This window comes from Frigoribacterium sp. AC394 (genome assembly GCF_979258095.1).
The window spans coordinates 599,261-618,698 of sequence record NZ_OZ409834.1 but is presented as its reverse complement, the minus strand read 5'-3'; the positions used below and the strand labels follow the sequence as shown (position 1 = coordinate 618,698).

At 73.3% G+C, this 19,438-nt stretch carries 11 protein-coding genes; 10 read left to right on the top strand and 1 reads right to left on the bottom strand.

All coding sequences use genetic code 11. From position 1 onward, the window contains the following. The first annotated feature begins 30 nt into the window (after positions 1-30). Genes ACZZY9_RS02785 through ACZZY9_RS02760 form a run of 6 tightly spaced genes read left to right on the top strand, consistent with a single transcriptional unit; the run spans position 31 to position 13,896 of the window. Complete coding sequence (locus tag ACZZY9_RS02785) at positions 31-1,476, top strand: serine/threonine-protein kinase (RefSeq protein WP_463462898.1); 1,446 nt, start codon at positions 31-33, stop codon at positions 1,474-1,476. Beyond that, positions 1,473-7,325, top strand: coding sequence for an Ig-like domain-containing protein (locus ACZZY9_RS02780; protein WP_463462897.1), 5,853 nt, complete (start codon positions 1,473-1,475; stop codon positions 7,323-7,325). Before ACZZY9_RS02785 ends, ACZZY9_RS02780 begins: the two co-directional genes overlap by 4 nt. Positions 7,326-7,344: 19 nt before the next feature. Then, positions 7,345-8,316: an AAA family ATPase gene (locus tag ACZZY9_RS02775; protein ID WP_463462896.1), complete on the top strand. Its 972-nt coding sequence runs from the start codon at positions 7,345-7,347 to the stop codon at positions 8,314-8,316. Continuing rightward, positions 8,313-9,707, top strand: a complete 1,395-nt coding sequence (locus ACZZY9_RS02770; protein WP_463462895.1) for a DUF58 domain-containing protein — start codon at positions 8,313-8,315, stop codon at positions 9,705-9,707. The genes ACZZY9_RS02775 and ACZZY9_RS02770 overlap by 4 nt, the downstream gene beginning before the upstream one ends. An 11-nt stretch (positions 9,708-9,718) precedes the next feature. Further along, a complete protein-coding gene (locus ACZZY9_RS02765; protein ID WP_463462894.1) occupies positions 9,719-12,058 on the top strand; it encodes a transglutaminase TgpA family protein in 2,340 nt (779 codons plus the stop codon). Between the two features lie 59 nt (positions 12,059-12,117). Beyond that, complete coding sequence (locus ACZZY9_RS02760) at positions 12,118-13,896, top strand: FHA domain-containing protein (RefSeq protein ID WP_463462893.1); 1,779 nt, start codon at positions 12,118-12,120, stop codon at positions 13,894-13,896. A gap of 992 nt (positions 13,897-14,888) precedes the next feature. On the opposite strand, the gene ACZZY9_RS02755 is transcribed toward ACZZY9_RS02760, so the two are convergent. After that, complete coding sequence (locus ACZZY9_RS02755) at positions 14,889-15,941, bottom strand: asparaginase (protein WP_463462892.1); 1,053 nt, start codon at positions 15,939-15,941, stop codon at positions 14,889-14,891. A 45-nt stretch (positions 15,942-15,986) separates the two neighbouring features. Between ACZZY9_RS02755 and ACZZY9_RS02750 the strand changes: the two genes are divergently transcribed. From ACZZY9_RS02750 to ACZZY9_RS02735, 4 genes are all read left to right on the top strand, one after another. Beyond that, positions 15,987-16,466, top strand: a complete 480-nt coding sequence (locus tag ACZZY9_RS02750; protein ID WP_463462891.1) for an OsmC family protein — start codon at positions 15,987-15,989, stop codon at positions 16,464-16,466. A gap of 161 nt (positions 16,467-16,627) precedes the next feature. Further along, complete coding sequence (locus tag ACZZY9_RS02745) at positions 16,628-17,194, top strand: FKBP-type peptidyl-prolyl cis-trans isomerase (protein WP_463462890.1); 567 nt, start codon at positions 16,628-16,630, stop codon at positions 17,192-17,194. A gap of 31 nt (positions 17,195-17,225) precedes the next feature. Beyond that, on the top strand, positions 17,226-18,239 hold the full coding sequence (locus ACZZY9_RS02740) for an FKBP-type peptidyl-prolyl cis-trans isomerase (RefSeq protein ID WP_463462889.1): 1,014 nt from the start codon (positions 17,226-17,228) through the stop codon (positions 18,237-18,239). Between the two features lie 92 nt (positions 18,240-18,331). Next, complete coding sequence (locus ACZZY9_RS02735; protein WP_463462888.1) at positions 18,332-19,408, top strand: 1-deoxy-D-xylulose-5-phosphate reductoisomerase; 1,077 nt, start codon at positions 18,332-18,334, stop codon at positions 19,406-19,408. Positions 19,409-19,438: the final 30 nt, after the last annotated feature.

Below are 19,438 nucleotides of genomic sequence, written 5' to 3'. Positions count from 1 at the left end.
ACCGAACGACCGACCTTCGAGGAGGCCGACGTGGCGCGACGACTGCCGTCCCAGCCCCCTGTGCTGCCCGGTTTCACGCCGGTGCGGGTGCTCGGGTCGGGCGGCTTCGCCGACGTGTTCCTGTACGAGCAGAACATGCCGCGTCGTCAGGTCGCGGTGAAGGTCATGCTCAGCGAGGTCGTCGACGACCGCGTGCGTCAGATGTTCCAGGCCGAGGCCAACCTCATGGCGCAGCTCAGCGCGCATCCGTCGATCCTCACCGTCCATCAGGCGAGCGTGTCCGCCGACGGTCGGCCCTATCTCGTGATGGAGCTCTGCTCCTCCTCGCTCAGCGATCGCTACCGACAGGACCGCATCCCGGTGGCGGACGTCCTCCGCATCGGCGTCAAGATCGGGAGCGCGGTCGAGACCGCGCATCGACAGGGTGTGCTGCATCGCGACCTCAAACCGTCGAACATCCTGACCACCGCCTACGGGCATCCCGTCCTCTCCGACTTCGGCATCGCCGCGTCCCTCGGCGAGAGCGAGCCGAACGACGTCGTCGGCATGTCCATCCCCTGGTCGGCACCCGAGGTCCTCCTGGACGAGACGGGCGGCACCATCGAGTCCGAGGTCTGGTCGCTCGGGGCCACCGTCTACTCGCTCCTGGCCGGACGCAGCCCGTTCGAGATCCTCGGCGGGGAGAAGAACACCGCGTCCGATCTGATCGGGCGGATCGACAAGGCCCGGCTCGCGCCCACCGGTCGGACGGACGTGCCGGCGAGCCTCGAGCGCGTCCTCGCGACGTCGATGTCGAGACGCCCGCAGCAGAGGCCGTCGAGCGTGCTCGAGCTGATCCGGGAGCTGCAGCGGATCGAGAGCGAGATCGGCGTCGCGCAGACCCCGATCGAGGTCGCCGTCGACGACTGGGCGCTCGCGACCGTGGCGGACCTCGAAGACCGGACGCGCCTCCGGGGGGCCACCCCGTCGGTGTCGGCGAGTCGCCGCCGACGACGACGGCGCGTGACCGAGGCTCAGGCCCGGGCGGTCCACGGCGGCGACACGGTCGGGGGCCGCGCCGTCTCCCGAGGGGTCGCGACGAGGACTGGCCGCGAGGGGCGCAGCAGGACGAGGGGCGCGATGGTGGGGCTGCTGGTGGCGGTCGCGGTCGGCGTCATCGCTCTGGGGGCGGCCGCCACGCTGGTGCTCGTGCGTTCCGACCCGGACCGCATCCCGCGGGTGGTCGACGTCGAGGCGGCACGGGACGGCGAGACCGTGACCTTCCGCTGGGACGATCCGGGCCTGCGAGCAGGCGACATGTACGTCATCGAGACCGACACCGCCGGGAGGACCGACACCAGCCAGCAGACGGGCGCGAGCTTCGTCGTCGGCGACGCGGCCGACCGTTCCGAGGTCTGCGTGACGGTGAGCGTCAACCGCGCCGGCCGCACGGGTCAGCCGAGCGCGGAGACGTGCGCGTCGGGGGAGGGCGGATGAGCCGTCTCGGCGCCTGGGTGCGATCGCATCGATCGGCGGTGGCCACGGGTGTCAGCGGGCTCGTCATCGTGGGGCTCGTGGCGGGCGTGGCGCTCGTCGGGTCGGGGTACGAGCAGCAGCGTCTCGACCTGGACGACGGCACCGTCTGGGTGGCGAACGGCTCGCGGACGGCGATCGGCCGGGCCAACCCCGACGTGGGGGAGCTGAACTCGGCCGTCCGGAGTCAGGGTTCGGACCTCTCTGTCGTCCAGAGTCCGAGCGCCGTCGTGCTCCTCGACCGCACGAGCGCGACGGCGGGGATCGTGGACCCTGCGACCGCCACGGCGGATGTCAGCGTGCCGTTGCCGCCCGAGAGCCCCGAGGTGCTGCTCGTCGGTGATCGCGCCGTCATCCTGTCGGGGGGCACGGGCGAGGTCTGGTCGACGCCGGCGGCCGAGCTCGACTCGTTCACGAGCGACGCCGCTGCCGAGTTGAGCCTCGGGGGCGACCTCGTGGCCGGCAACTCGCCCGAGGGAGGGATCGTCGTGTTCTCGGCCGAGAGCGGGATGGTCTCTCTGGTCGACTCCGGCCAGGGGCTCGACGTGACGTCGACGCAGGCCGTCGAGACGACCGGCGAGGGGCCTTATCAGGTGGCGGCCGCCGGCTCCCACTGGGCGCTGCTCGACACGGTGTCGGGCGAGCTGACCGTCGACGGACGCACGGTGGAGGTGCCGGGCGGCGGAGATGGAGTCTCCGCCCTGCAGACCGGCGGCGCCGCCGACGACGCGTTCGTCGTCGCCACGTCGAGCGGTCTCTCGTCCGTGCCGTTCGCCGCCGACCGCGTCGACGAGCTCGTCTCGGGTCGAGACGGGACGCCGGCACGACCGGTGGTCGTCGACGGATGTCTCCGGGCAGCCTGGTCGGACGGGACGGAGTGGAGCGACTGCTCGTCGTCACGCGGCGGTCTCACCGCACTCGAGGGGGTGCCCGCCGACGCGGGTCTCGTCTACGACGTGAACGGACGCCGGGTCGTCTTGAACGATCCGGTCACCGGTCGCAGCTGGGCGGTGCAGTCGGGAGGCCGACTCATCGACAACTGGGACGACCTGCTCGATCGCGACGAGATGCGACAGGACGACGAGGACGACGTCGGCGACGACACGCTCGAGCTCGACCCTGACCAGAAGGCGCCGGTCGCCGCCGACGACGACTTCGGAGCGCGTGCCGGTCGCGCCACGAGCCTCCCCGTCCTGCTCGACGACTACGACCCGAACGGCGATCCGCTGTCGATCGATACGGTCGAGGGCGTCGACGACGCGGCCGGACGGGTCGACATCGTCGACGACCGGCAGCATCTGCTCCTCACCCTCGACGACGCCGCGAGCGGCGTGCTCGTCTTCGATTACACGATCTCGGACGGGAGGGGCGGACGGGACACGGCGACGGTCACCGTGACGGTCCGGTCGCCCGACGAGAACGGCCCGCCCGAACAGCGTCGATCGTCGGAGGCGGTGGTCGCGTCGTCGGGCCGGGTCACCACGCCGGTGCTGGGCGACTGGGTGGACCCCGACGGCGATGCTTTCTATCTGACGTCCGCCTCGGGCGAGGGCGGTGTCTCGTCCGCACCGGACGGCGACGTCGTCTACCAGGACAGCGGTGCCGGGGCGACGACCACGGACGTCGCGCTCACGGTGTCCGACGGGCGTGCCGAGGCCAACGGCGTGCTGCGCATCACCGTCGCGGCGGCGGGGGACACCCCGCTGACGACCGAATCCTTCTCGGTCCAGGCCTACGCGGGTCGGCAGACGACGATCAGGCCCCTGGCCTACGCCGAGGGAGGCACGGGGCCGGTCTCGCTGAACAGCGTCCCGGCACAGGACGGCGCGGAGATAGCGCCGAGCTACGACGCGGGGACGCTGCTCTTCTCGAGTGACGAGGTCCGGACCCACAACCTGGAGTACACGGTCACCGACGGCGACCAGACCGCGAGCGGGACCATCCGCGTGGAGGTGCTCTCGCCGCCCGACGTCAACAGCGCGCCCGTGACGACGCCCAAGACGGTGTTCGTCGAGACGCTCAGCAGCGAGACCGTCGATGCGGCCGGGACCGATCGTGATCCCGCCGGGAACGTCCTCCTCGTGACCTCGGTCTCGCCGGCGGCCGAGACGACCGGGCTCCGGGTCGAGACGATCGACCAGCGCTACGTCCGGGTGACGCTGACCAGACCCCTCGACGACGGTCCCGTCGAACTGTCGTACACCGTGACGAACGGCCTCGCCTCGGCGGTGGGGAGCATCACCGTCGTGGAGATCCCGCGCCGCTCGCAGACCCAGCCGCCGGTCGCCACCGACGATCAGGCGACGGTCCGTGCGGGCGACGTCATCGACATCGACGTCCTCGCGAACGACGAGCAGCCGAACGGCGACGAGGTCTCGCTCGGGCACGACCTCCGTCGCCCGGTGCCGTCGGGGGGCGGTCTGCTGTTCGCCTCGGGTGACCGACTGCGCTACCTGGCCCCCGAGACGCCGGGCATCGTGACGGCCGTCTACACGGCGGTCGGCGAGGACGGCCAGACCGCCGACGCCCAGGTCACCATCACGGTCCGGGAGTCCGATGCGGCGACCAACGCGCCGCCCGTGCCGGAGACCGTCACCGCACGCGTCGTCGCCGGCGAGACCGTCCGCATCACCGTCCCGCTCGACGGCATCGACGCCGACGGAGACAGCGTGCAGCTCGTCGGGATCGGCAGCAACCCCGACAAGGGGGCCGTGTCGATGTCCGGTCCCGACCGTCTCGACTACGAGGCCGGCCCGTACGCGGCGGGCACCGACACCTTCGAGTACTCGGTGGTGGACGGTCTCGGGGCGCGAGCCACCGGCGTGGTGCGCGTCGGAGTGTCGGCGAGGGCGGACGGCTCCCGGGCCCCCGTCGCGGTGGAGGACGACGTCACGATGCGACCGGGCGGTTCGATCACCGTCCGTGTGCTCGACAACGACTCCGACCCCGACGGCGGAGACCTCTCGGTCACGGGCGTCGAGTCCCGCGATGAGACGGTCGATGCCGTGGTGGTCGACGACGAGCTCGTCACGGTCACGCCGCCGTCGACGCCCGGCAGCTACGGCGTGGTGTACGAGGTCGAGAACGCGCGCGGGGGGTCGAGTTCGAGCTTCGTCACCGTGACCGTCGATCCCGACGCTCCGCCGAACCCCCCGCTCGCCGACGACACCGTGCTCGATCTGCGCGACATCCGCGGTCGGGTGTCGGTCGACGTCGACGTCCTCGCGAACGTCTTCTCCGCGGACGTCCCGACCTCGCGGCTGGGCCTCGGCGTCGAGTCCGGTTACGACGGCACGGCCGAGGTGACGGATGCCAGGCGCCTCCGGATCACGGTGACCGATGCGAGTCAGATCGTCCCGTTCTGGGTGTCGCACCCGGACGACCCCGACGTCAGGTCGCTCGCCTTCGTACGGGTCCCCGGCTTCGACGACGCGCTGCCTCAGCTCGACCGCTCCGCTCCGTCGCTCTCCGTCGTGAGCGAGAGCACCCTCCGGATCGATCTCGACGACTACGTCATCGCGGCCGGAGACCGCGGCGTCCGGCTGACCGACGCGGGGTCCGTCCGGGCGACCCACGCGAACGGCGACGACCTCGTGGTCGACGACACGACCCTGAGCTTCACCTCGGCCGATCTGTTCTTCGGGGTCGCCTCCGTCTCCTTCGAGGTCACGGACGGCCGCTCGGCCGACGACCCCGAGGGTCGGACGGCGACCCTCGTGCTGCCCATCACGGTCACCCCACGCGACAATCAGCCGCCGGTGTTCACCGGGACGTCCCTCGACCTCGAACCGGGGGAGTCGCGCTCGATCGACCTCTCGAGGGTGACGACCTACCCGTACCCCGACGATGTCGGCGAGCTCCGTTACGAATTGGGACGGGCGTCCGGCCCGGGGTTCTCCTTCGAGCTCACAGGACGCGAGCTGACGGTCACCGCCGCCGCGTCGACGGTCGAGGGCACCACGCGCACCCTGCCGGTCGCCGTATCGGACTCCGCGGCCGCCGGACGAGGAGGCGCGGTGCGGCTGGCCGTCGTCGGCTCGACCCGGCCGCTGGTCGCCCCGGCCGCCGACTCGGTCGTGGTGGCTCGTGGCGGGGCCGCCACGGTCGACGTGCTCGCGAACGACGAGAGCCGGAACCCCTTCCCGGGGCAGCCGCTGCGTGTCGGCGGGATCCGCGGTCTGGGCGGGGCCTCGCTGCCGGCCGGCGTCACCGTGACGCCGAGCGACGACGGGCGGACGCTGGCGGTGAGCGTCGCGGCGACGGCCTCGCCGATCGACGCCAACATCCAGTACCAGGTGGTGGATGCGACCGGTGATCCCTCGCGCGCCGTCTGGGGCAATGTCACGGTCTCCGTCCAGGACGTCCCCGGCACCCCGGTGGCACCCGTCCGTGTCGGGGACTCCTCGGGCGGCCGTCTGACGCTCTCGTACGCGGCGCCGGCGTCGAACAACTCCCCTCTGACCGGCTTCCGTCTCACGGGCGTCGGGTCGGCCGGCACGGTCTACACGAGGGACTGCGGCGTGTCGACGGTCTGCACCCTCACCGACCTCGATCCCGAGCAGACCTTCCGGTTCTCCGTCGTCGCCTCCAACGCCGTGGGCGCCTCGGAGCCCAGCGCCTCGAGCGACCCGTACCGTGCCGACTTCGTTCCCGCGGCTCCCGGTGACGTGCGGGTGTCGCCGTCGACGACGACGCCCGGGGTCCTCGACGTCCGATGGGCCGCCGTGCCGCGACCGGCCGGAGGGACGGCCGTGACGGGCTACACGGTCGAGATCACGGGCGACGGGGCGCCGGGCGCGCGGTCGACGACCTCGACGTCGGCGTCCATCCCCGGTCTCGTGCCGGGAGCCCGCTACGACGTGCGGGTCTTCGCGACCAACAGGGCGCAGGTCGCCGACGCGTCCGACTGGTCTCGGAGCAGCGCGGTTCGGGCCGCCGCCGTCGGCGTCCCCGGCGCCTTCGCCGTCCGGGCCGGAGCCACGACGAACCAGGTGTCGATCTCCTGGACCGTGCCGGGCGCGGCCGGAGGGTCGGCTCCCCGCTTCGACGTCTACCGATCGACGTCCGGGACGACGGTCACCGGGTGCTCGGCGACGGGCACGAGAGTGGCGCAGGGCCTCTCGTCGACCACCTACAGCGAGTCGCCCGACCGGGACGCGACCTACGTCTACACGGTCGTCGCGTCGAACGGGATCTTCTGCTCGAGCGCCGGCGCGACGGCGGAGAGCGTGACGCCGCCGGGTCGCGCCGAGGGATCCGTGGCCGTCGAGCACCGCGGCCCGGGGGGTCTCTTCAAAGCGCGCGTCCAGGGCCTGTCCGCACCGGGAACCGTCGACTCCTACCGGTACCGGCTCGGTGCCGGCGAGTGGCGTCCCGTACCCGCCGACGGCTTCATCACCGACGACAACGGGAACGGCGTGCCACTCAGCGTCACCCTTCAGGCCTGCCGCACGGGTCAGACCCGCGACGAGTGCGGTCCCTCCTCGGCCGCGACGAGCGCGACCCCGGTCGACACGAGGGCCGTCGTGTCCTCCTGCACGGTCGGCGCGCCCCTCGGAGCGTCGGAGCCCCGCAACGCCGGCACGCCCGTGACGTCCGTCATCGTGACGTTCGCCGGGCCGGGCTTCCCCGGGGGCGTCTCGAGCGACCCCGAGGGGATCGCCTACGGTTACAGCAGCGTGGTCCCGGACGGGGCGACCTCCGTGTCGGTCAAGGCGACCGTCGACGGTCACACCGATCCCGACGCGGCGACCGCGCTCTGCGATCCCGCGCCCGAGCCGGCGTCGACCGACCCGACCGACCCCACCCCCTGACGAGAGAGCGAACGATCGCATGAGCATGACCCCCGAGCAGGCCGCCTGGTTCTCCGACGTCTTCGGCCGCCTGGTGGCCGGCGTCGACCAGGTGCTGCTCGGCAAGTCGTTCGTGGTCAGGCTGTCGTTCACGGCGATGCTGAGCGAGGGGCACCTCCTCCTCGAGGACTTCCCCGGAACGGGCAAGACGTCCCTCGCCCGGGCGATCGCGCAGAGCGTCCAGGGCACGAGCAGCCGCGTCCAGTTCACGCCCGATCTGCTGCCGGGCGACATCACCGGGGTCAGCGTCTACGACCAGGGGCGCAGGGAGTTCGAGTTCCATCGGGGTCCGATCTTCGCGAACGTGGTGCTGGCCGACGAGATCAACCGGGCGAGCCCCAAGACGCAGGCGGCCCTGCTCGAGGTCATGGAGGAGGGGCGGGTCACCGTCGACGGCGTCAGTCACGACGTCGGGCGCCCCTTCATGGTCATCGCGACGCAGAACCCCATCGAGCAGGCGGGCACGTACCGGCTCCCCGAAGCGCAGCTGGACCGCTTCGTGATGAAGACCTCCATCGGGTACCCGGATCACGCGGCGACGGTGCGCATCCTCGCGGGATCGGCGACCCGGGTCCACGAGGGGTCGATCCCACCCGTCGTCCGGGCCGACGTCGTCACCGAGATGGCACTCCTGGCCCGCACCGTGCACGTCGAGCCGAGCATCAACGACTACATCGCCCGGCTGGTCGAGGCGACCCGGGCCGCCGACGAGGTCCGACTCGGGGTCAGCGTCCGAGGCGCACTCGCCCTGGTGCGCTGCGCCAAGACCTACGCGGCGTCCCTGGGGCGCCACTACGTCGTGCCGGACGACGTCAAGGCCCTCGCCGAACCCGTCCTCGCGCACCGCATCGTCCTCGACCCCGAGGCCGAGTTCGACGGCGTCACCCCGTCGAGCGTGATCGGCCAGCTGCTCCTCGAGACGCCCCCGCCAGCCGAGCGGAACACCGTGTGAGCGCCACCCGAACCCGGACGAGCCGTCGCGGGCGAGGCGACGCGGGCGTCGACCACCGGCTCCCCGGGGCGACCGTCGGCGTCACCGATGCACGCACGCGCATCGTGGGCGGACGCGTCGGTCCCGGCGCCGAGGCCGTCCACGCGGTGGCCGAGGCGGGCCGGGTCGTCCGCCGTGCTCTGTCGGCGGTCGGACGCGCCGTGTCGACCCTCGTGACCCCGCTCGGCTGGTCCGTGCTCCTCGTCGTCCCGCTGGGTCTCGTCGCCGGCTACGCCCTCGGGTGGGTCGAGCTGATCGCCATCGCCGTGGCCGCCCTCGTCATGCTCGTCCTCGCGGCCCTCTCGCTCCTCGGCCGCACCGCCTTCGAGGTCGCCGTCGTGCTCCCCGACGACCGGGTGTCCGTGGGTCAGCCGCTGACGGGCGAGCTGCGGGTGGCGAACCCCACGCGGCGTCGCGTCGTCGGAGCGATCGTCGAGATCCCGGTGGCCGACGGGCTCGTCGAGCTGCACCTCCCCGGCCTCCGCGCCGGCGGGTCCGTCCACGAGCCGTTCACCGTCCCGACGTCGCGCCGCGGTCTCGTCCGGGTCGGTCCGGCGCGCACGGTGCGGGGCGACGCCGTCGGGCTCGTGCGTCGCGAGATCGAGTGGACCGCAGCCGCCGAGGTCTTCGTGCACCCGACCACCGTCGGCATCCCGAGCACCAGCACGGGGTTCGTCCGCGACCTCGAGGGCAGTCCGACCCGCGATCTCGCGCCCGACGACCTCTCGTTCCACGCGATCCGCGAGTACCAGCCCGGCGACGAGCGTCGTCACATCCACTGGCGGTCGACGGCGAAGACCGGCACGTTCATGGTCCGCCAGTTCGAGCAGAGCCGCCGGTCGCACCTCGTCATCGCCCTGAGCCTCGCCCTCGACGACTTCGCCGACGCCGACGAGTTCGAGCTCGCGGTCAGCGCCGCGGGCTCCCTCGGCGTCCGGGCCATCCGCGACGCGCGCGACCTCAGCGTCGTCGTCGGCGAGCGCACCCCCGACTCCGCCCGACGCCGCGCCCTCGCCGTGCGGACGCTCGACACGGTCAGTCGGGGCCGGCTGCTCGACGGTCTCGCCGTCGTCGAGGCGTCGGAGTCGGCGCCGACGATCGCCGACGTCGCCCGGGCGGCGGGCGGTCAGGCGACGGGCGTCTCGGTCGCCTTCCTGGTCGTGGGGTCGACGACGACGCTCGCCGCGCTGCGGTCCGCCGCCGTGCGGTTCCCGCTGGGAGTCGAGGTCGTGGCGATCGTCTGCGATGCGGAGGCGGTCCCGGGGGTGCGGCGGCTGACGGATCTCACGGTGCTGACGATCGGCTACCTCGACGACCTGCGGCAGTCCCTGGCCAGGGCGGCGGCCTCGTGAGCGTCGACCCGGTGAGCCGCGGACCGGCGTCCGGACGACGGGCGGGTGCGGCGCGACGACGGCCCCGCGCCTCCTTCGCCGCCGCCGTCGCCGGGCTCCACACCCTGTCGATGCTCGTCGCGACGTCCACCCTGTGGCCGGTGTACCAGAGCTCCGCATTCGTCGTGCTGGTCATGGTCACCATCGCGGTCGGAACAGCCGTCGCGGTCGGCGGGGCCGTGCTGCGCGCGTCGAGCCTCCTCGTCCTGATCGCGACGGTCGTCGTCTACCTGCTGCTCGGGGTGCCGCTGGCCGTGCCGTCCCGGACGGTCTGGGGCGTCGTCCCCACGGCGACCGGTCTCGTCGACCTCGTCGGCGGCACGGCCCTGGGGTGGAAGCGGCTCGTGACGATCGGCCTGCCGGTCGGGAGCTACGAGGCCCTCCTCGTCCCCGCCTTCGTGCTCGTCCTGCTCGCGACCGTCATCGGGCTGAGCGTCGCCCTCCGGTCGCGGCGGGGCGAGCTCGCCGTCGTCGCCCCCGTCGTCGTCTATCTGGTCGGCATCGTGCTCGGACCGCGAGACGCCTGGCTTCCCCTCGGCACCGGGCTCGCCCTCCTGGCCTCGTGCGTGGCGTGGTCCCTGTGGTGGCGCCTCCACAGACGCCGGGTCGCTCTGGCAGCGCTCGCAGGAGGCGCGGAGGCGGTCCACGCGTCGGGTCACCGGACCGTCGCGGCGCGCGCCGTCGCCGGCTCGGTCGTCACGCTGCTCGTCGCCGGCGTGGTCGCCTCGGCGGTCGTCGTCGCCGCGCCGCCCTCGTCGCCCCGGACGGTCGCCCGGACGGTCGTCGACCCGCCCTTCGATCCGCGGAGTCTCGTCAGCCCCCTGACCCGGCTGCGGGTCTACGAGCAGCAGCCGGCCGTCGACCAGACCCTCCTGACCGTCCGCGGCCTCGGTGCCGGGCAGCTGCTCCGTCTCGCCACGCTCGACACCTACGACGGCGTCGCGTACACGGTCGGCAGCTCCGAGGTGTCGAGCGAGTCCGGGTCGTTCGATCGGATCCCGTCGACGGTGGACCAGTCTGGTGTCGAAGGCCGGCGAGTCGAGCTCTCCGTCGAGGTCGGCTCGTACCGGGGGGTCTGGCTGCCGACCGTCGGTCGTCTCGAATCGATCGAGTTCGGCGGCGACGACGCCGTGACGCGGCCGACCGGACTCTTCTACAACGACGTCAGCGGGGCGGCCGTCGTCGACGGCGGACTCGACGCCGGAGACACCTACCGCCTCGACGCGGTGCTGCCGACGGGGCCGGACGTCGACCGGCTGGCCGACCTGACGCCCGGCTCGGCGAGCGTTCCGGAGCCCGTCGCCGTGCCGGACGAGCTGACCGATGCGCTCGCCACCGACGTCCGAGGCGTCGATGGTCCGGGTGCTCGGCTTCAGGCCGCCCTGTCGGCACTCCGTGACGGCGGGTACATCTCGCACGGCGTCTCCGACGACGAGCCGCCGAGCCGTTCGGGCCACGGCTCGGAGCGGCTGGCGGAGCTCTTCACCGACCCCGTCATGATCGGCGACGCCGAGCAGTACTCGGCCGCGGCCGCTCTGATGGCCGGGGAGCTGGGGTTCCCCGCGCGCGTCGTGATGGGATTCGCGCCCGACGTCGGCGAGGCGACCGATGGCCCGGTGTCCGTGACAGGAGCCGATGTCACCGCGTGGATCGAGGTCGACACGCGGGAATACGGCTGGGTCGCGCTCGATCCCGTCCCCCTCGATCGCCCGATCCCCGACGAGCGGGTCCTCGATCCGAACCGACTGCAGCGCCCGGAGTCGGTGGTGCAGCCGCCCCTCCGCGAACCGCAGCTCCGCGACGAGCAGGCACCGCCGCAATCCGACCAGGAGACGCCGGAGGCGCCACCGGCATGGCTGGCGATCGTCCGGCTGGTGGTCCGGATCGTCGGGGTCGTCGCTCTCGTCCTGGGGCTGCTCGCCTCGCCGTTCCTCGCGATCGTCGCGGCCAAGGCGCGTCGGCGTCGTCGTCGTCGTCGTCATCCGGACCCCGCGGTCCGGATCGCCGGCGGGTGGCGTGAGTTCCACGACGCGGCTCTCGATCACGGAGTCGAGATCCCCGCCTCGGCCACCCGGAGCGAGGCGGCCGAGATCGTCGGGGGCACGCGTCCGACCGTGCTCGCACGGGTCGCCGACCGTGCGACCTTCGCTCCGGCCGAACCGGTGACGGAGGACGCCGATCGCGTCTGGGCCGCCGTCACCGAGATGAGGAGGGCCTTCGACGCCCGGGCGACGAGATGGCGGCGGGTGGTGGCCGCGGTCTCGTCTCGTTCACTCCGCGGATACCATGGCCGGAAACGTCCCGAACGCTAGCTAGAGGTCTCTTCCGCATGCAGTGCCCCACCTGTGCCAGTCCGTTGCCCGTCGGCGCGATGATCTGCGGCGAGTGCGGCCGTACGCTCTCCGGTGTCGACACCTCGGGTCCCGCCGGGCCTCCTGTCGCCGACCCGGCGGACTCCCGCCCTCCGGCCTGGCGGCTGCAGTCGCCCGCGCGGCGGGCCGCCACGGATCGTCCGTGGTGGCTCCACGACACGACGGCGGATGCTCTCGACGAGACCCCATCGGTCTCCGACGATCTCGCTCCGTCGCCGTCCGAGCCGGTGCCGGTCTGGCGCGACGGCTCTCCAGCGGCTTCCGCCGACCGTGAAGCGGAGCATGCGGCGGCGACTGCTGCAGCGGCCGCGGAGGAGGACGCCGCCTCGAGACCGTCGAAGGAGTCGCGACCCGCAGGCGGTCCGAGCGCCATCGGCGGCGGTGTCGCTCCCGTGACGCCCCGGCCGGCGCCTCTTCGCGAGCCGTCGCCTCGTGGCGACGACGCCTCGCGTCCGCAGACGGCGCCGCTCTGGACGGCGTCGTTGACCCCGGTGCCGCCTCAGACGGACGCCCCGGTCGTCGACGGAGGAGGCACCGGTGGCGCCGTGGCCTCGTCGCCCGAGGAGTCGGCCGGCGCGGACTCCGGCACGAGCGACCCTTCCGACGCGCCGGAGATCGAGGCGACGGAGAGCGGGGGAGCCGCGCCGGCGTCCGACCCCGGATCCGCCGATGCGGGCAGGGGCGGAACGACGGGCGACGTCGCGGACGTCGCGTCCGACGACGCCTCGCCCGAGGCCGATCCGACCGACACGACCCCCGCCGATGCCGCCGATGCGGCCGATGCCGCCCCGGCCGCGGCCACCGCCGATCCGGCTGACGACCAGTCCGTCGACGCCGGCTCGCCCGACACCAGCGCCCCCGGCCTCGGTTCCGCCGGTGCGCATCCCGCCGACGACCGCCCGTCGCCGGACGACGTCGTCCCCGGGCCGGGGGACACCGTCCGTGTCGAGCCGATCGCCGATTCCACCCTCAGCGCGGGGGACTCCGGCGCCGCCCCCGTCCCTCTCGTGGAGCCGGGCGCCGCTCCCGCCGCGGAGCGCTGCACGGAATGCGGTGCCGAGATCCACGAGGACGACATCTTCTGCGGCATCTGCGGCGCCGTGGTGGCCTCCGTCGCGTTGTCGTTCACGGGGCCGATCGTCCCGCTCTCGCGACGGAGCCCGCTCGACGGCGGCGAACGACCCGCCGAGATCGTCGTCTCCCCTGAGATGCGGTCCGCCCTGGTCGACGGCCCGTCCCGGGTCGACCAGGCGGAGCAGCGGTCGGAGCCGGAGCAGCGGTTCGAGCCGGAGCCGCAGCAGTCGGAGTCGGAGACGGACCACGAGCGTCCGTCGACGCAGCATCTGCCGCCGGTGCCCGAACCCGCCTGGGGCCCTCGGCGGCCCGCCGCGCCGACAGCGGCCGACGACGAGGACGTCGACGAGACCCGTCTCGTCCGTCGCGGACCGACCGGATCACCCTTCGTGCTGCAGTTCAGCACGGGCGAGAGCTTCACCGTCGACGGTTCGGGGCTCGTCGGGCGGGCTCCCACCCCGCAGCCCGGTGAGTCCTTCGATCAGCTCGTGCGCATCGTCGATCCGGGCCGGTCGGTCTCGAAGACGCACCTCGAATTCGGTCAGGACGACGGGCACCTCTGGCTCAGCGACCGCTGGTCGGGCAACGGCACCATCGTCCGGCCGCGCGGAGAACCCGCCCGCAGGCTGGAGCCCGGCACCCGGGTGCGGGTGAGCCGGGGGAGTCGCGTCGACATCGGCGAGCAGTTCTTCGTCGTCGGCTGACCCCTATCCGGCGCCGACCCCTCCCCGGCGGCGCCGACCCCGCGGTTCTCCACAAGCGCTCTCCGGCAGCGCTCGCGGGAGCGGGGCCGCATGGTCTCGTGAGGTGTGAGCCTCGCCGAACCCCCGCCTCCTCGACGGACGATCGTGCTCCCCGCCGTGCCACCGCGGCCCCGGGCCAGGCGCCCGCCGGTGCTCGCGGCGGTCGTCGCGATCGTCGCCTCGATCATCGTCGGCGTGAGCGGCTCGGTGCCCATGACCGCGGTCGCCGCATCGGCCGTCGCCGTCGTCGCCGCGGTCGTCGGCGTCTGGTCGGCCGTCGAACTCATCGGCGCCCCGGCTCGGCTCCGACACGGGCGGCGACGCTTCGACGAGGAGATCGCATCCGCCGAGCGGACGATCCGCGAGCTGCACAAGCTCGAGCTGGCCGAACTGCATCAGAGGTTCCCCGGCAGCGCCGCCGTGGCTCGGGCCGGTCGTGACGTGATCGACGCGACCTCCGGTGCCGGGCCGACCCGCGCCTCCGGGGCGACGCCGTTCGTCGTCCTGGGTCGGGGCGCCGTCGAGAGCTCCCTGCGGACGACGACGACACCCGAACCGCGAGTCCCGGGTCGACGCGTCGGGTCCACCGACGACCCGGCGGCCCTGGCCGACATCCGACGACTCGTCGACGAGGCGTCCACCCTGGCCGACGGTCCGCTCTGCGTCGAGGCGCGCGGCTCCGTCGGGGTCGTCGGGCCCGTCGTCCTGGCGCGGGCGGCGGCCCAGGGGTATCTGCTGCAGGCCCACCGGCTGGGCGCGGCCTCGCTCGTGGTGCGCCATGGTCGGACGAGCGCCGACGTCGGACGGGTCGAGGTCCTCGTCGTGATCGGGGCCGACGCCAGGGCGGAGGTCGTCAGGCGCGACGGCCGGCCCTGCCGGGTGGCCGTCGATCTCGACCTCGTGTCGATCCGCGACCCGATCGACGGGTGGTCGGGAGGGGGTCGTGCTGACCCTCAGGCCCGTCCGCCGACGAGCGCGTCGGCGAGCCGGATGCTACCGACGTCGCGGCCGGCGCCGAGCACGCGCTCCCTCGTCGCCTCCACGACGGACTCGGCGGCGGCCGCATCGACGGCGCCCTGGCCGACGAGCAGATGCAGCGCCACCATCGTCGCGGCCCGCAGGTTGCCGTCGAGGATCTTCACGGCCGTGCCGATGCCGTCGAGGGTGCCCATCACCAGGACGCCCTCCGCTCCGAGCTTCGCGAAGAGCCCGAGCTCGTCGATGGCCACGGTGTTCGCCCGGCCCGGTCCGTCGAGGGCCCAGGCGTCGGCGAGCACGGCCTCGACCAGGAGGCGCGCGTCGGGGTCGCCGACGGACGGCGTCGACCCGGTGCCGGTCGTGACACCCGCCGAGCCGGCCACGACCGCCACGGCACGGGCGAGCCCGGCGATCGTCGTCGCGAACACGGGTGCCCCGCAGCCGTCGACACCGGCGTGGGCGACGACCTCGCCGGTGAACTCCGAGACGGTCTCGCGTGTCGCGCGCTGCAGCGGGTGGTCCAGATCGGTGTACGTGGTCGGGTCCCAGCCGTTCTCGGCGCAGGCCAGCAGGAACGCCGCGTGCTTGCCCGAGCAGTTCATGGCCATCCGTCGTGCCCCGTCGGCACGGCGTGCGCTCGCGCGGTCGCCCGGCCAGTCGGGCGGGCAGAGCAGGTCGTCCTCCGAGCTGCCCGAGCGTGCGAGCAGCTCGGCCACCACGGCGAGGTGCTCGGCCGTGCCCGCGTGGCTCGCGGTGGAGAGGACGGCCTGGGGGCCGGCGAGGGCCACGCCGGACCGCATGACGGTCACGGCCTGCAGCGGCTTGAGGCACGAGCGCGGGTAGATCGAGGCGCCGACGTCGCCGACCTCCCTCAGCACCGATCCCGCGGCGTCGACCACGATGCCCGCCCCGAGGTGACGACTCTCGTCGAGACCCGATCGCGTCAGGACGGCCAGTTCGACGCTGCCGTCGACCGTGAGGGGTCTGCGGGGGGACGACGATGGGGCGAGGAGGCGCGGGTCGGTCATGATGGGGAGTGTACCGAGACCGTCGGCACCGACCGAGGAGGACCCATGCTCGACCACGACTACGCCGTCGACCTGCGCTGGACGGGAGCCCGGGACGTCGGGACGGTCTCGTACCGGTCGTACGGGCGCGACAACACCCTGAGCGCCGACGGCAAGCTGCACGACATCGCCGCGTCCGCCGACCGGACGTTCCACGGCGACGCGGACCGCTGGAACCCGGAGGAGATGCTGCTCGGCGCGCTCGCGCAGTGCCACCTGCTCAGCTACCTCCACGTCGCCGCCACCGACGGGATCGTGGTCGTGGCCTACGAGGACGCCGCCGTCGGGCGCATGACCCAGACCGCCGACGGCGGGGGCCGGTTCACCTCGGTCACGCTCCGCCCCGTGGTCACGGTCGCCGAGGCCGGCATGGCCGACCGCGCCCTCGCCCTGCACGCCGACGCCGCCCGGAAGTGCTTCATCGCCTCGTCCGTCGCGTTCCCCGTCGACCACGAGCCGCGCATCGTCGTCGCCGCCCAGCCCTAGGCGAGCGGCTCCTGCCGCGCACGCTCCAGCCGCTCACCCGCAGCCGTCCACAGCCGCGAACGGCTCCCAGGCGCCCCGTCGGGAGCGTGCGGCACAATGGTCGTCGTCGCGGCGCCGTCACCGGCGCCGCCCGATCCCCGCCCACAGACCGAGAGATCCCCATGCGCCGTCCCCTCGCCCTCCTCGCCGTTCCCGTCCTCGTGTTCGCGCTCGCCGCCTGCGGCGGCACCGACGCCGGTGAGGAGTCCAGCGCCGGCGGCGCGGCGACGCCCAGCGCGTCGGCCACCTCCGAGGCCCCGCTGCGCGCCACCGGCGAGCCGCAGGACCCGACGCCCGGGTTCCCGACCGTCGAGCTCGCCGACGACGGCGCGCCCACCGTGACCGTCCCCGAGACCGACCCGCCCACCGACCTCCAGGTCGAGGTGCTGAAGAAGGGCGACGGCCCCGTCGTCGAGGACGGCGCCACTGTCACCGTCCAGTACGAGGGCGTCGTGTGGCAGACCGGCGAGACCTTCGACTCGAGCTGGCAGCGCGGCGAGCCCGCGACGTTCGGCACGGGCCAGGTCATCACCGGCTTCGCGGAGGGCATGGTCGGTCAGACCGTCGGCTCGCAGACCATCGTGTCGATCCCGCCGGCCGACGGCTACGGCGACAACGTCCCCCAGGGTGCCGCCTTCACGGCCACCGACACCCTGGTGTTCGTGATCGACATCCTCGCCGTCTCCTGACCCCGCGCGACCCCGTGACCGGCTGCCCGTCGTGACCGACCCCGCCCGCGCCTCCTCGGCCCACCCGTCCCCTCGGCGGACGTCGAGACGCGCGGCGGCGTGGGCGCTGCCCGTCGTCGCCCTGCTGCTGGCGGGTTGCACGACGGACGCAGAGCCCGCGCCGACCGACCAGCCCTCGGCGTCGGCGGCCCCGACCACCTGCCTCGAGTCCGGCCCCGAGTCCGACTCGATCGAGGTCGGCGGTGCTTTCGGTGAGAAGCCCACCATCGAGCTGCCGGCTCCGGTGACGGCCGAACGGAGTCAGCAGACCGTCGTGGTGCCGGGCGACGGGCCGACCACCGAGGTCGGCGACGTGGTGCGGGTGGCCATCACCGTCTTCGATGCGCAGTCGGGCGCCGAGCTGAGCACGGCGGGTTACACGGGCGGGTCGGGCGAGCAGCTCACCATCAGCGGCGACTTCTACGTGCCCGGCATCGAGGGCGCCCTCTCGTGCGCCCAGGCCGGCTCCCGCACGGTCACCGTCGCGTCGGCGGCCGACATGCAGCCCGGCTCGCCGGGCACGGACGCGCCGAACCCCGCGGCGATCATCGTCGTCGACACGTTCTCGATCGTCCCGACCCGTGCGACGGGTGAGGCGCAGCCTGCCGAGCCGGGCTTCCCCGACGTCGCCCTGGCCGACGACGGCCGCCCCACGGTGACTCTCCCAGACGCCGACCCGCCGACCGACCTCCGCATCGAGGTGCTGAAGAAGGGCGACGGAGAGGTCGTCCCCGATCCGGCGAACGTCACCGTGCAGTACCAGGGCGTCAACTGGCGGACGGGCGAGGTCTTCGACGAGAGCTGGGGCCGCGGCACCGTCGCGACGTTCTCCACCGACCAGGTGGTGTCGGGCTTCGCCGAGGCGATGATCGGCCAGACCGTGGGGTCGCAGGTCGTCGTCATCGTGCCGCCCTCCGACGGCTACGGCGAGGAGGGCGAACCGGGCTCCGGCATCGAACCGACCGACACGCTCGTGTTCGTCATCGACATCCTCGCCGTCGCCTGAGCATCAGCCCCCCCGACCGGCCGGCGCCCCCGACCCGCGGCACCCCGACGCCCCGATCCGCCGGGCCCGGGCCTCGGGCCTAGGGTGGCCTCATGCGACGCATCACCATCCTCGGCTCCACCGGTTCGATCGGCGTCCAGGCGCTCGACGTGATCGGGAAGAACCCGCATCTGTTCGACGTGGTCGGTCTCTCGGCGGGCACCAACCGGGCCCTCGTCGCCGAGCAGGCCGCCCGCTTCGGCGTAGAGCACGTCGCCCTCGGCACCGACGAGTCGGTCGCGCTGGTCCGCGATGTCGAGGCCGACGTCGTGCTGAACGGCATCACGGGGTCCGTCGGTCTGGCGCCGACCCTCGCGGTGCTCGACTCGGGGGCGACGCTCGCCCTCGCGAACAAGGAGAGCCTGATCGTCGGGGGAGACCTCGTCCGCGAGCGCGCTCGACCGGGCCAGATCGTGCCGGTCGACTCCGAGCACTCGGCGATCGCGCAGGCCCTGCGGTCGGGTGCGTCGTCCGAGATCAGTCGGCTGGTGCTGACGGCGTCGGGCGGGCCCTTCCGGGGTCGTTCGCGGGCGTCGCTCGCGGACGTCACGCCGGCCGAGGCTCTGGCCCACCCCACCTGGGACATGGGTCTGGTCGTCACGACCAACTCGTCGACGATGGTGAACAAGGGTCTCGAGGTGATCGAGGCGCACCTCCTCTTCGACGTCGACTACGACGACATCGACGTCACCGTGCACCCGCAGTCGATCGTGCATTCCATGGTCGAGTTCGTCGACGGCTCGACGATCGCGCAGGCGTCGCCGCCCGACATGCGACTCCCGATCTCGCTCGGTCTGGCGTGGCCCGACCGCGTCGCCGGGGTGGGTCGACCCCTCGACTGGACCACCGCCTCCTCGTGGACCTTCGAACCCCTCGACGCCGAGGCGTTCCCCGCCGTCGATCTCGCGAAGCAGGTGGGTCGGGCGGGCGCGACGTTCCCGGCGGTCTTCAACGCCGCGAACGAGCAGGCCGTGCTGGCGTTCCACGAGGGGCGGGTGGGGTACCTCGGCATCCTCGACACCGTCCGCGAGGTGGTCGACCGGCACGACGCGGGCCCCAGCACCCTCGAGGGCGTGCTCGAGGCCGAGCGCTGGGCGCGGGCCGAGGCAGACGCGCTGCTCGCCGGCTAGTCCAGGAGGCGGGGCGGAGCCGAGGAGGCG